Source organism: Acidicapsa ligni, from assembly GCF_025685655.1.
GTDB lineage: Bacteria > Acidobacteriota > Terriglobia > Terriglobales > Acidobacteriaceae > Acidicapsa > Acidicapsa ligni.
Window position 1 is genome coordinate 341,264 of record NZ_JAGSYG010000003.1, and the last position, 13,823, is coordinate 355,086.

Here is a 13,823-nt window from a genome sequence, read left to right on the forward strand (position 1 = left end):
ATGCCGCGCTGGTACGCGGTAACGACTCAATCACGCCACGAGAAAGTCGTAACCGAACATCTCAAGTCCCGGTCGATTGAAGCGTTTCTTCCCGTCATAACAACTCCCAGCCGTTGGAAAGATCGTCGAGTCCTCATTGATCGTCCTATCTTTCCCGGCTACGTCTTCACCCATATTGGCTTGCACGAACGACAGAACGTTTTCAGCATCCCCGGTGTAGTACGCATGCTATCTTTCAACGGAAAACCAGCCGAGATCGACGATGCAGAGATCGAAGCCGTGCGGATATGTCTAACCGCTGGTAACAAGTTGGAACCACATCCCTTTCTGAAAACCGGAGAACATGTCCGAGTGAAATCCGGCTCGCTCATGGGTTTGGAAGGGGTTGTAACTCGGCACAAGAATCAATGCCGGATCGTCGTTTCAATAACTTTGATTCATCAATCCTTAGCTGTTGAAATTGATGCGCATTTGCTCGAATCATTGAACGCATCGCCCTTAGACTCATCCTCACCCCAACCTGCATTACTCCGATAAGTAACACCCAGCAACTTATCCACCCCGCCTGATCAGGAAGCGATTCTCCTCAGTTATACATATCTTCGTTTTCCTGTAGAACGGCCCGTGACGCTACGACAACCAATCAACGTCCGATAACGCAAGACGGAGAATACGAATGGCTACAACTAAACTGATGCCCTCGAGACCGGAACGAAAAGGTTCCAGTACAAGCCGTTGGGCCACAGGGGCGTATAAGGCCACACCGATACTGGTTTCAGAAGAGGCATTTTTACAAATGCTTCGTCTGGAGCAGCGGCGTACTGAACGTTCTGGCCGAGCCTTCATCCTGGTGCTTATTAGCGGAGAAGATCTACAAGCTAACTGCAACACAGATCGAACGGATAATGTTGTAACGGCAATCGGTTCCTGTATCCGAGAGACGGACGTCTTCGGCTGGTACAAGCCACACACAACGCTGGGGATCGCATTGACGGAAATCAATGATCCCTCTAAAGAGACTGTTGAAGCGATCGTTCGAAAGATATCGAGCGCGCTGCAGCGATCTCTAAGTGCCGAGATATATTGCCGTCTGTCCATGGTCGTTCGCATCTATCCGAACGATGCCAACGACAAGATATTCTACCCTGAAGAATCGAAACGAAGCGGGCCAAGCAAGCTGCATCACGGCCTGAAGAGAACCATCGATATCCTCGGCAGCCTGACTGCACTGATCTTGCTTTCGCCGCTCCTCACGTTAATTGCCATGTTGATCAAGTGCACCTCAAAAGGCCCAATTCTCTTTTGCAAGAAACGCGTAGGTCAATACGGTAGAGAATTCTGTTTCTACAAATTCCGCACCATGGCGGCAGACAACGATCCTCATATCCATCGCGAATATGTATCCAGGCTCATCGCAGGTGGAGTCGAAGCAGAACAAAACGGCGGCCAGTACAAATTGGCAAATGATCCGCGAGTAACTCCTCTCGGCCGCTTCCTGCGCCGGACCAGCCTCGATGAACTGCCGCAATTTTTCAACGTGCTGTTCAACGATATGTCGCTCGTTGGTCCACGCCCTCCACTTCCGTATGAGTTTGAGCGCTATCGCGTCTGGCACAGACGTCGTGTGCTTGAGCAGAAACCAGGAATTACAGGCCTATGGCAGATCGAAGGTCGATCTCGTACAACCTTCGATGAGATGGTACGCATGGACATCCGCTATGCAAAAGCCGAGAGCAGCTTGCTGGACTTGAACATCATGCTTCAAACACCAGCAGCTATGTTATCCGGGCGTGGCGCTTGCTAGATGCGATCTTTTCTCAATCAACATGGAAGCTGAACTTCCATCTTCCCAGGTAAGGAGAATTATGATTTACTCGTCATCCTCTGTGACAACCCCACGCTCGGTTCGATATGTCATAATCAGTCCGGTCCGCAACGAGGCCGAATTTCTTGACGAGACGATACGGTGCGTTGTTGAGCAGACCATCCGCCCCGAGCAATACATACTCGTCGATGACGGTTCGTCCGACTCTACCCTGGAGATCATCCAACGCTGGGCCGCCAAGTACCCCTGGATTCTGCCCATACATCGCTCGGACTCAAGCAGGATAACTAGCCCAGCATCGGCAGAGTCTGAAAATCATCACGAACGCGGAAAACGAGCACGCGAAGCCAAAGAGATCCTCGCTTTTTATCACGGTTACGAACAGCTAAAAGTTACTAACTGGGATTTCCTGGTCAAGCTCGACGGCGACCTCGGCTTTGATAATGACTACTTTGAAAAGTGCTTTGGCGAGTTCGAGAGGGATCCCAAAATGGGTGTCGGAGGCGGCGTTATATGTCACCTCCAGGACAATCAAACCGTAGTGGAACGCAATCCGCAGTTCCACGTCCGCGGTGCGACAAAAATCTACAGACAAGCATGCTGGGAAGCCATTGGAGGCGTAACCCGCGGAGCCGGATGGGATACTCTCGACGAGACCAAAGCTAACATGCTCGGTTGGAGCAGCCGAAGTTTTCCTGATCTGCAAGTAATCCACTATCGCTTCACTGGCGCGGCGAATGGTAAGTGGCAAAACGCCGTGAAGAAAGGCGAGTGGAACTATATCTCTGGATATCATCCACTCTTTATGGCAGTGAAATGCGTGAAGCACGTATTCAAGAGGCCACACGGAAAAGGCGCCGCTGGATTGTTTTACGGCTACATGCTCGCTTTCTCAAAACGCACTGCACGCATTGACGATCCAGACCTCATTCGCTACATCCAGGGCCAACAGCTACGCAGACTTTTCTTCCGCCCCACAATCTGGCGATGAGCATGCAAAGCACATCCAGCCTGCCCGATGAATATCAGATGACTAATCTTTCGATCATCCTCGTTAATTGGAATTGCCTGGCATTTACAGAGCAATGCATTGCGTCGATCTGCGCGGTCGCACCTAAAGTTGATTACGAAGTGATCGTTGTCGACAACGCCTCCGCAGACGCTCCATGCCAGAGCCTGGTCGAGAAATACCCTTGGGTAAAGTTGATTCTTTCTGCAAAGAATATCGGCTTTGGACAAGCCAATAACCTGGGCGTCCGGCACTCTTCGGGGAAAGTCTTATTCTTCCTCAATCCAGATACTGTGGTTCTAGAAGATGCCCTGAGACGAATGCTTTGTGAACTGAGTGCAGCACCGCAAGCCGGTGCAATTGGATGCAGGCTTCTGAATCCAGATAGAACTCTTCAGACCAGTTCCGTTCAACGATTCCCTACCGTCTTCAATCAGTTTCTGGCGCTCAGTTGGCTGCAACGCAAGTGGCCCAATCTGCCACTCTGGGGAAAGCAGGCTCTCTATTACAACGGGCCTCGCGTGATACATGAAGTAGATGTCGTGTCCGGAGCAGCAATCATGGTGCGCCGCAACATATTCGAAGAAGTCGGCGGTTTCAATCCGGAATACTTCATGTATGCCGAAGAAGTCGAGCTCTGTTATGCCATCCGTCGCGCTGGTTGGAAAATTATGCATTCAAGTGATGCGAAGATTATTCACTTTGGTGGCCAGAGTACGAAGAAGAGAGAAAACGGCTTCGTCGACATTGCAATGCGCCAATCGGTATATCGCTTCTTGTGCCGTACACGTGGAAACTTCTACGCGCGAATCTATCGTTTCTTCCTCTTAATAAGCGCCATTCTTCGACTCATCCTGTTGGCGTGCATGTCTCCTTTCTCTATCATCCTTAATTTTCCCGTCGATCGAGAGACTAATGCCATAACCCTTCGCAAGTGGCTGAGAATTGCCGAATGGAGTGTCGGAGTAGGCGACGGCATGCATAGGCTCTCCATCGCAAAGGTTGGTACTTCGGGCCCGGCAGATTAAATTTTCGACTTCCTCAAAATAAATTGCATAAGACATTCAAGTAATCATGGCTTGTGCTTTCGTAACCAACCCTAAGTGACTATAATTAACTAAGCACGACTTTTTAGACCTTGTGAATAGTCCTCCTATTTCGCTGTGAATCCAAGGTATTCGATGTGTACATCTTAGGCACGTAAATATGCAATTCAGTCGGTTAGCTCTAGGCATCCGATAAACTCCGTTAGTGGGATGCATTTAACTTGGGCTCACCCGCAGCCTCTTTCGAATGAATAGTTGAACTTAGTGGCTCTTGGTTATCTTTTCATAGGTATTTAGGAGGATCATGAGATTCCCACTGTTTCGGCTATTCGCATTCATCTTGCTTGTCGCAGGCATTACCATACAGGCACGTGCAACTACCTACTTCGTAGCAACTACCGGAAACGACTCCAGCGTTTGCTCAACCGCCTCTGCACCCTGCCTTACAATCTCACATGCTGTAACGCTTGCAACATCCGCGGGAGATATCGTCCAGGTTGCAGCGGGCTCTTATTCTGAGAGCCCAACCTTATCCCATAGTGGATCCGCAGGAAATCTCATTACCGTGCGAGGCCAGAGTGGTTCCGGTTGTCCAACTACGCCCGACATCGACGTTAATAGTCCAACCCAGACGCATCCAGCCTCAACAGTTACCCTTTCCGGAGCGTTTACAATCGCAGCCAATTATGTGGCTATCGACTGCTTTCATATGCTATCGACTGGGTCGGGAGCCGTCAGCGTGAATAGCGGTACCGTAGGTGGTTCTATCAGCAATATTGAAATGGATGGCCACGGATGTACCTCCTGTGGCGGCGGCATATATTTTGCTGGAGTCGGAAGCGTTTCATCCAGCCAATATGCCTCTAACTACACCATCACCAATAACTACATCCACGGACTTTCAAATGGCATGTATGGAGCCTGCAGTACCTGCGTTGTTACTGGTAATGAGATTACAGCGCTTTCCGGAGATGAGCCGGGAACAGATCACGATTACATTGATGCTTGGGGAGTAGGAACAGCCTTTCGGCACAATTACATGCATGCAAATACCTGTAATTCCTGCAATGGCTACGACTGCCACATGGATTGCATTCAGACCTGGAACACGACAGGAAATGGAACAGAAGTCTCCAAGAACATGGTGTTTGATCGCAATGTCTGCTTCAACCACCACGAAGGCGTGATAGTCCAAGACAATGCCGGGAATGGCGACGTATCTAACTGGGCCGTAACCAATAACGTGTTCGCTTATGGCCCATATGACGATGGATCTGGTCACCTTTGCGTAGCCGGAACTGTCCATCCCTGGTGCTGGGTTTTCCAGGACGGAGCATTAGGTACGAGCAATACCTTCTTCAATAACACCTGTGTTGACGGGGCAGAAGGATTCGAAAGCACCAACGGAAGCGCCCAATTCAAAAACAATCTCTTCTTCAGTCTCGGCAATGACACATCCATATATCAGACCAGTGGGGCGACCGTAACCGGGGCTAATAACCTTGACTACGCTACCAGTGGAACGTTCAGTGGGGGATCCTTTACCGGAGACATCGTCAACAAAAATCCTGCCATCGTCAGCATTGGAACAGGTAGCTCTTCAGAACAATGCATTGGTTGCAATTACAACATCCAAAGTACGAGTGCTGCTATCAACGCTGGAGTATCAACTAGTCCGACAGTGACCGTGGATCTAATCGGTACTCCTCGCCCGCAGGGTCCTGCTTTTGATATTGGCGCCTATGAATATATCCCGACAACGAAACCAGCAGCCCCTACTGCTCTTACTGGCGTTGTGCACTAACCCAGGGATGCTCTCATTTAACCGCCTGTAATAGGCCTAGTTAACATAACGTAATTGCACTATTGCATGCCTGGATCGATATTCGATCCAGGCATGCAGCACTACCAAAGCCGAACTCTTATATGTAAGTCCCGGCCTTATAAGTTATAACTTCGTTTGAACGTCCCCCTGCACTACATCGAATCGCACAACAAACACGCGGCAATCGTCGATTGCAGTCGGCACTCTCACATCTTCGTCATCCCATTGCAAAGGATTTTGACCATGAACAGTGTTCCGCTCGTGAGCGTTATCATCCCAACTTATAACCGGGCCACTTATATTCGTGAGTGTATCGATAGCGTACTTAACCAGACTCACCCTCGGTTGGAAGTGATTGTCGTTGATGACGGGTCAACCGATGACACGGCCACGGTCTTACGTGAATATGGAAATAGGATCCGCTTCCTAACCCAGAAGAATGCAGGCCCGGCCATTGCTCGCAATCGCGGAATTGCGCTTGCCACAGGCGATATCATTGCTTTTCTCGACTCTGACGACCAATGGTTGCCAACAAAATTGGAGCGCCAGGTCCAGTCGCTTGAGGCCGCGGGCCCAGAAGTGACCTGCTCCCTCTGCAACTGTACAGTGCTCTACGCTAATGGAAATAAAACTTCAACCTTCACCCTCGCCGACACCATGCCGAGCTGTGCTACCGGCATATGGCTCAATCCAGTTGAGGTACTGCTGAACAGATTTGTCATGTTCAATCAAGCAGTCGCCATTCGACGCGAAGTGCTGGAGCGCGTTGGTTACTTCGACGAGTCTTTGCGTTTCGGCGAGGATTATGAGCTTCCCTTTCGTCTCGCATTAGAAGGCCCTTGGACCATCATTCAAGATGAATTAGTTATCTATCACGAAGCTAGTCCAGGGAGTTGGGCAAAGACCGCGTTACGGGAGGAAATACGTCTTCGTCGAGATCTCGTCCAGATACGAATGAGAATGGCAGCTTCGATCGAGAATGACCCTTCATTGGTAACGCTTCGTAAACCCGCTGGCCGCGAGTTACGGCGTGAGAAGCGTGAACTGTCGATCGCACAATTTGGTAAAAGCAAATTGCTCGGTGCAGCCGTTATCGCAAAAAGTTTAGCGATGATAGAGCGATTGCGGCGCGCTCTTTTTAGACGCAGTCCCTTCTATCCGCGAATGCTGGTTCAAGACTTGCTCGAGGAATTAAGCCCCAGGTGAACTCGGTTCACGATCAGATCGAAGTCGCCAGTTATTCTCCCAAAACCCAGCCATAAAACATGTCACTGGATGAACAGCGAGAACGCACAATTTTACTCATGATATTAGGCTCGATATCAATCCATGCCGAACCCCAGAAAGATCAGGTAGGGCAAATGCAAGTTAATTGTTGCCAGATATGTCAGTCCCAGGTTGGAATCTCTCATCCTGTACGAGAGATGATGTTAGGCACCAGGGATGAGTTTCTCTATTGGGAGTGCTCTGATTGCGGTTGCTTGTCGCTTACAGCCGTTCCAACCGATCTTGGCAAGTACTATCCAGGAGACTATTACAGTCTTCAAATTCGAACTCCGAAACTTTTGCGAAAGATACGCGACCATCTTTACCTTTCCAGGCTATCTTTCCTTGTCAATTGGCGAAAGAGAACAGATCTGGATGTTATCCGCCGTATCGGATTAAAAAAGAACATGGCTCTCCTCGATGTAGGATGCGGATCGGGAACCCTGCTGGCCGATCTGCGCGAACTTGGCTATAACGCCCGCGGAGTAGATCCCTTCGTACCATGTGATATTCGTGATCGCTTTGGTGTCAGAGTCGAACGGAAGACACTTGCCGAAGTTGACAGTAAATTCGATGTTATTCTGTTTCGCCACTCCCTGGAGCATATGCCAATCAATATGCTTGGAATGGTTACTAAGCATCTCAAGCGTTCCGGCTTGTGTGTGGTGTGCATCCCTGTTTTGGGTTGGGCATGGCGAAGCTATACAACTGATTGGGCGCAGCTCGATGCTCCTCGTCATTTTTTCCTCCACAGTCGCAAAAGCTTTTCTTTATTGGCGGAGAAGAGTGGATTCCGTATTGAACGCGTCGTATATGACTCCAATGAATTCCAATTCTGGGCAAGCGAATCTTATCAACGCGATATACCTCTAAGTAAAATGCTTGAACCCAATAAGTCTCAACTACGGCGCATGAGGCGCTTGGCAAAATCCTTGAACTCGCAGGAGCAGGGTGATACCGCGCAGTTTTATTTAAGGCCTGCCTGATGAAATTCACCCATTCATTTAAGCGCTCGCATAAGGAAACATCATGATACGTCGGTCCGCCATAACTCTCGTATTGATTTTGTTTTCTGCGCTTTTGACGAGTCATGCTCAGTACGTTCTTCTAATTCACAATCATGCTGCCGACCCGGCCGAAGAACGACAGGTGCAGGATGTTGTCGAATTCTTCGGCCTGCAACTTCTAACTATCAACGTTGAAACCCCGCGCGATCTTATTCATGAACTTCCACATCTGAAGAAGTTAAATGTTCTGGCAATCGCCACTTCAGCCGGTGCCCTACCGTCGCTAAACCCGAATATCCAAGCACAATTACACAGACCAAATGGTCGCGATATCCCATTGTTGATCTTTGGAATCGACGCCGGCAGCGATCCAAAGCAGCTACAACGATGGTCAGGAGGTGCTCTGCGGGGATGCTTAAACTCCAACGTCGAAGCGCGTCCTCAAATACTTCATGCTTCTTCACTGCCTGAGCTGAAAACCCTATCGGGGTTGGACATGCCTGCAGTCAGCGCGCCGACCTGCCAAATGATGATGAGTGCATCCATCCAGAATGTCAAACTCTTAACCACAGTATCTGGATCAGAGAACCGTACGGTTCTAATGAGAGCTCCGAATAAAAACGGCGATGTTTTTTTTTCAGCCCATACGCAGCTCTTCGATAATTCGTGGATTGGCCAGCCCTGGGGCATGGCTCAGGCATTCTCTTCTCTTGCTCCGCTTATCATCTTTATCAGCCAAGGAGCAGGCGATTATGCATGGCACCTGGATGCGCATTATGCCAATTTGACCATTGACGATCCCTGGCTAACCGAGCCATACGGCAATCTCAGCTATTCAGATCTTCTGGCACAGATGCAATTGCATAAATTCCATACGACCATTGCATTTGTACCTTGGAATTTCGACCGTAGCGATCCCAAAATAGTCTCTCTATTTCGAAACAATCCGGGCTACTTTTCTATCAGTATGCATGGCAACAATCATACGCATCGCGAATTCGGAAACTTAGCTGATAACCCACTCTCGAAGCAAGTTGAAGATATGAAACAAGGCGTAGCGAGAATGGATAAATTCACGCAGACAAGTGGCATTCACTACGATCGGGTTATGGTTTTTCCCCATGGAGTCGCGCCCCAGGCTACCTTCGCAGCCTTGAAGTCCTATGGATTTCTAAGTACCGCAAACTCGCTGGATGTCCCGCTGGATTCAAGCTTCCCCAAAAGCTCTCTATTTATTCTTCGGCCATATACTACCGCATACGCGCGTTTTCTCAGTCTCTCCCGATACTCGGTAGAAGCTCCTATCTCGCACGTTGACCTGGCAATTCAAACCTTCCTTGGTAACCCAATTCTGCTATACGGTCATGAGGCCTTTTTCCGCAGCGGTAGCGAAGCGTTCAATCCCATCGCCGATACCTTAAACCACATGCAACCCGATACGCAGTGGACAAGCCTTGGAAATATCTCTCGTCATATGTACTTACTTCGCCAGCGAGTGGACGGCGATTTCGATGTTCGCATGCTCTCAAATGAGATGACCCTGACGAATGCAACACCGCGAGATACGACCTACATCGTCGCCATGGCTTCCGCCGACTCAGCTTCTATCTCCAGCGTCATGATCAACGGGGCTCCTGGCGCGATTAATACTGCAGCCGAGCCAACTTTACGCATCGACATACCCTCACATCAATCAAGAACGATCGTTGTGAATTACTCGAACAGCGTAAACCCAACGACACAGGATCTCAGAAGAAAAACATTACACTCTTACATCCTTCGTCAGATTTCAGACTTCCGAGATATGTATTTGTCCAGGCACCCATGGGGGCGTTCTCTCATTGGTTCGTATTACATCCATAATGGAGAGTCTCTTGAATCTCGTCTTGAAAGACGATGGTATATATCAACAGCCAGCATTCTGATCGTGCTTGGAATCATCTGGTACGGACTTCGCCAGCGCAAACGACGCATCTTAGACGTAACCAGAATAAGTAGAGAGCGAGTCTAATCCATGATTTTTGTAATCCTACTCGATGTTATTGTCTTCATCTCTCTTTTCTACGTCAATGCGAAGAAAGGCTTCGAGGAGACTCTGCCTATGGCAGCCTTCTTCCTCATTATTTTCCCAGAAGAATCTAAAGTACCCCTCGGTCTTTTCGATATTACAACGCAGAGACTCGTCACCCTCATTCTCATCTTCCTCGCCATAATTAGCAGAAAACGAGCAGGAACACATCGCAGAAAGTTACCCCTGAAGATATGGATATTGGCAATCGCATTTTGGTGGACTCTGGCAACAGTCAACTCCATTGCATTTACTGACAGTTTAAAAGCTCTTCTCGCCCTATTCCTCGATTACCTCGTAATCTACTTCCTCTTTGCCACATATGTTACGAGTGTCAATACAGTGCGTCGAATCCTTCTCGGCATCGCCGGAGGTTTGATCCTATGCTCTGTATTCGGATGTCTCGAAGCCTACGCTAATTGGTCTGTCGTGACGCTTTTCCCCACAGAGGTTCATCGCTTCGGAACCAGCGGAGCTTTGTATTTGGACGATGCGAGAGGGCTTCGTGTCCAATCCACTTTCGGACATCCAATACTCTTTGGCAGCGCGCTGGCAATGGGTATTCCGATGACGCTATATCTCATTGCAACCGCCCGCAAGCGAATTCAGAAAATCTATCTCTGGATTGGGCTACTCTTCATGTTCACGTGCATTTTCAAAACATCCAGCAGAGGCCCATGGATAGCACTTACTCTATCTCTCATTCCATTTTTATTTTTCGGCCTCCCCCGAATCAGAAAATACATCCTCATAATTTGCTTATTCGCCGTGACAGTATTAGTGGTGAGACCCGGAGTGACGGAGACAATCTGGAACGACTATATGGCTACCGTCGATGACCACTCGTCTCAGGGAGAATCCTATCAATACCGTTACGAGCTATACCATTTAGTTATGGAGAAACTGGACCAAAGCCCACTCCGCGCTATTTGGGGATATGGGCCGCAGTCCTTTCCGTTCCTGCACTTGAGTGGCTCAATCAATGGACGCGGGATGGAGTTTGTCAGTTGTGACAGTTCCATTGCCGCCTTGCTCGTGGAGACTGGATACATTGGCATCTCTCTCATAGGCTTCGTGTTTCTCTATATTTTGCTGACTGCGTTTCGCACCTTTCGAAGAGCCTCTCGGCCAAATGATCAGTTGTGTATTCTCTTCTTTGCAAACCTGTCTGCCTTCTATTTCGAGATGACCAATGTTGCAATTCTTGGCTGGGGTCAGCAAACGATATTGCTCTGGGTCATCATAGCAATGACCATGATTTACCCATCCTTGTTAAGGGCAGAAAGAGCGGCATCGCGCAACGCTATCCCCCTTGACTTACAGAATCGAGACATAGATTCAACTATGCGAGTCTTGTCACCTGCACGCATTTCGTGGGAACTACCCGACCAAATATAAATCAGATTCACCCACTACTAGTCTCCGCAAATGGTTATAAACGTGCTCACTAAAAGATGTAAGCCAGGTAAAAGATGTAAGCCAGGAGTGCCAATGCAAATAACTGTTGTGATCCCCACTTATAACCGCGCTGAAGTTCTGCGAAAGACTCTTCACGCATATTCTCAGCAAACAGGGGATCACCGAATCCTTGAGATCCTTGTCGTTGATGACGGTTCAAAGGATCATACCCAGACGGTGGCAGCCGAGTGTGCCGAGCTGGATAGACGTGTCCGCTATCTAAAGCAATCGAATCGTGGTCTTGCGGCTGCACGAAATCATGCCATTCGCAAGGCCGAAGGCGAATTGATTCTCTTCGGAGATGACGACATCATACCGACGCCAAACATGACTGCTGAACATATAGCGTGGCACGATATCAACCCCGAAGACAACTGTGGCGTACTTGGTTATGTGCCGTGGTTAAGCGAACTTCGTCCTACACCGTTCATGAAGTGGTCCGCACTCTACGGTCCGCAATTTAACTTTGGCTACTTCGTACCCGGCAAGGAGCTTGGCTTTCAGTTCGGATACTTTTGCAACACCAGCGTTCATGCCTCATTTCTTCGCGAGCATGGAACATTCAATGAGGCATTCAAGACCTATGGATACGAAGACATCGAGCTAAGCTATCGACTTGCGAAGAAGGGATACAAATTACGCTATAACCCGGACGCATGTGGATATCACAACAAGTACGAGACGCTGAACGATGCAATTGAACGGGTCGAAAAACTCTACCGATCATGGCCTGAGTTCGCACAGACAGAAGCAGGCTATCAGTTTCTCGAAATGTGGCGCGGCGGAAAACAGCGGCCAGCGAATAGTGTCAACCAGGTGGCCAGGAAGATGCTTGCCCCTTTAAAGTCACTTGCCATCCCCATGCTAAGGCCTTTGCTCGATACTCATGTCCCCTTGCCCGCTTGGGTTTATAGCCAGGTCTTCTACCACTATGTAACTTCGTTCGCAACCGTTGTTCAGAACACGGAAAAGCTCGTACCAACCGTTTAATCATTTTTGCCAACTGGATTGAGACAAACGAATAAGGAGTGTCTGACCAATGAGAACCTGTATGGTGGCATATACATTCTATGAAACCGACAATCGCGTTCGACGATATGCGGAGACGCTTGTGAGGCGCGGAGATCAAGTTGACGCTATTGTTCTTCGGCGTCCGGGGCAGACTCCATTCGATGTTATTCGCGGCGTGAATGTTTATCGAATCCAAAAGCGAGTGGTCGATGAGACACACCCCTTCACCTACCTTGCTAAACTGCTTTTTTTCTTGCTTCGTTCCTTCTACATGCTTTCCACACACCATCTTCGTAGACACTACGACCTCATCCATGTGCATTCGATTCCGGATTTCGAGGTATTCTCAACATTGATCCCACGCTTGATGGGTGCAAAAATCATCCTCGATATTCATGATATTGTTCCCGAGTTATATGCAAGCAAGTTCAAGATCAGCATCAAATCATTCCCTTTCCGCCTGCTTGTGTGGATGGAGAAGTTATCTGTACGCTACTCACACCATGTTATTATCGCGAACCATTTATGGTTCGAGAGATTAGTAAGCAGGTCTGCCAGCCTGGAACGTTGTTCGACAATTTTGAACTACCCAGATCCGTTAATCTTCCACTCCGTCAAGGGCCCTGCAACCCAGCATTCAGACGAATTTGTCATGTGTTACCCCGGAACACTGAGTTGGCACCAGGGAGTTGATCTGATCATCCTTGCTGTCGCCAGGCTCCGTGATAAAGCACCTAATCTGCGATTGCTTGTCTTTGGCGATGGCCCTGAAAGAGATAAGCTGCAAGCGCTCGTTAAAGAGCATCGACTTGAAAACCAGGTAACGATAGGCGCCGGCGTGGCACTCGAACAGGTTGCCGAAGTAATGAGACACGTAGATCTCGGAGTCGAACCAAAGCGAAAGCGATCGTTTGGTAACGAAGCCCTAAGCACAAAGATCTTGGAATTCATGGCTATGGATGTGCCAGTGCTGGCATCCGACACGCTCATAAACCAGCGCTATTTTAGCGGCGGCCTCGTAGACTTTTTCGTTTCCGATGATGTAGATGACTTAGCTTCTGCGATCTTCCGGCTGATGAATGATTCTCAACGATGTGCAACTATGCGCGAGCGTGGCCTGCAGTATATTCAGCTAAACAATTGGGATGCAAAGATGCACGAATATCTTGATCTCGTCGACGTCCTGGTTCAGCCACAAACGAAGAAGCCATCGCCGCACTTTCACCGAGGTACGCTCTCTGATTCCGATCAACCGTCTTCTGTTTAAACGGTTCTCAAGCCCACCTTATATGCTTGAATCAAACTACG

General features: G+C 48.9%; 11 protein-coding genes. All 11 read left to right on the plus strand.

The features are described 5' to 3' along the window. The 11 genes from nusG to OHL19_RS11940 all read left to right on the plus strand — a co-directional run bounded on the left by nusG (position 1) and on the right by OHL19_RS11940 (position 13,782). Positions 1–537 (plus strand): transcription termination/antitermination protein NusG, encoded by a 537-nt coding sequence (nusG, locus tag OHL19_RS23070; RefSeq protein ID WP_396126768.1) that lies wholly within the window; start codon positions 1–3, stop codon positions 535–537. Between the two features lie 139 nt (positions 538–676). Next, positions 677–1,804: a sugar transferase gene (locus OHL19_RS11895; protein ID WP_263357916.1), complete on the plus strand. Its 1,128-nt coding sequence runs from the start codon at positions 677–679 to the stop codon at positions 1,802–1,804. Between the two features lie 61 nt (positions 1,805–1,865). Continuing rightward, positions 1,866–2,816: a glycosyltransferase gene (locus OHL19_RS11900; RefSeq protein ID WP_263357917.1), complete on the plus strand. Its 951-nt coding sequence runs from the start codon at positions 1,866–1,868 to the stop codon at positions 2,814–2,816. 2 nt (positions 2,817–2,818) lie between these two features. After that, positions 2,819–3,862 carry a glycosyltransferase family 2 protein gene (locus tag OHL19_RS11905; RefSeq protein ID WP_263357918.1) on the plus strand — a complete coding sequence of 348 codons (1,044 nt, stop codon included), beginning with the start codon at positions 2,819–2,821 and terminating at the stop codon, positions 3,860–3,862. Between the two features lie 322 nt (positions 3,863–4,184). Beyond that, positions 4,185–5,684, plus strand: a complete 1,500-nt coding sequence (locus tag OHL19_RS11910; protein WP_263357919.1) for a choice-of-anchor Q domain-containing protein — start codon at positions 4,185–4,187, stop codon at positions 5,682–5,684. A 264-nt stretch (positions 5,685–5,948) separates the two neighbouring features. Continuing rightward, positions 5,949–6,911: a glycosyltransferase family 2 protein gene (locus OHL19_RS11915; RefSeq protein WP_263357920.1), complete on the plus strand. Its 963-nt coding sequence runs from the start codon at positions 5,949–5,951 to the stop codon at positions 6,909–6,911. Between the two features lie 59 nt (positions 6,912–6,970). After that, on the plus strand, positions 6,971–7,957 hold the full coding sequence (locus tag OHL19_RS11920; RefSeq protein WP_263357921.1) for a class I SAM-dependent methyltransferase: 987 nt from the start codon (positions 6,971–6,973) through the stop codon (positions 7,955–7,957). 43 nt (positions 7,958–8,000) lie between these two features. After that, positions 8,001–9,989: a hypothetical protein gene (locus OHL19_RS11925; RefSeq protein ID WP_263357922.1), complete on the plus strand. Its 1,989-nt coding sequence runs from the start codon at positions 8,001–8,003 to the stop codon at positions 9,987–9,989. A gap of 3 nt (positions 9,990–9,992) precedes the next feature. Then, a complete protein-coding gene (locus tag OHL19_RS11930; RefSeq protein WP_263357923.1) occupies positions 9,993–11,444 on the plus strand; it encodes an O-antigen ligase family protein in 1,452 nt (483 codons plus the stop codon). Positions 11,445–11,537: 93 nt separating this feature from the next. After that, entirely contained in the window at positions 11,538–12,494 is a 957-nt protein-coding gene (locus tag OHL19_RS11935; RefSeq protein ID WP_263357924.1) for a glycosyltransferase family 2 protein, read from the plus strand. Between the two features lie 61 nt (positions 12,495–12,555). Continuing rightward, positions 12,556–13,782, plus strand: coding sequence for a glycosyltransferase (locus OHL19_RS11940; RefSeq protein WP_263358372.1), 1,227 nt, complete (start codon positions 12,556–12,558; stop codon positions 13,780–13,782). Positions 13,783–13,823 lie beyond the last annotated feature (41 nt).

Bases quoted from the DNA above. Each gene is read 5' to 3' on its own strand.
- nusG (WP_396126768.1), top strand. From the start codon at position 1: ATGCCGCGCTGGTACGCGGTAACGACTCAATCACGCCACGAGAAAGTC.
- OHL19_RS11895 (WP_263357916.1), top strand. From the start codon at position 677: ATGGCTACAACTAAACTGATGCCCTCGAGACCGGAACGAAAAGGTTCC.
- OHL19_RS11900 (WP_263357917.1), top strand. From the start codon at position 1,866: ATGATTTACTCGTCATCCTCTGTGACAACCCCACGCTCGGTTCGATAT.
- OHL19_RS11905 (WP_263357918.1), top strand. From the start codon at position 2,819: ATGCAAAGCACATCCAGCCTGCCCGATGAATATCAGATGACTAATCTT.
- OHL19_RS11910 (WP_263357919.1), top strand. From the start codon at position 4,185: ATGAGATTCCCACTGTTTCGGCTATTCGCATTCATCTTGCTTGTCGCA.
- OHL19_RS11915 (WP_263357920.1), top strand. From the start codon at position 5,949: ATGAACAGTGTTCCGCTCGTGAGCGTTATCATCCCAACTTATAACCGG.
- OHL19_RS11920 (WP_263357921.1), top strand. From the start codon at position 6,971: ATGTCACTGGATGAACAGCGAGAACGCACAATTTTACTCATGATATTA.
- OHL19_RS11925 (WP_263357922.1), top strand. From the start codon at position 8,001: ATGATACGTCGGTCCGCCATAACTCTCGTATTGATTTTGTTTTCTGCG.
- OHL19_RS11930 (WP_263357923.1), top strand. From the start codon at position 9,993: ATGATTTTTGTAATCCTACTCGATGTTATTGTCTTCATCTCTCTTTTC.
- OHL19_RS11935 (WP_263357924.1), top strand. From the start codon at position 11,538: ATGCAAATAACTGTTGTGATCCCCACTTATAACCGCGCTGAAGTTCTG.
- OHL19_RS11940 (WP_263358372.1), top strand. From the start codon at position 12,556: ATGGTGGCATATACATTCTATGAAACCGACAATCGCGTTCGACGATAT.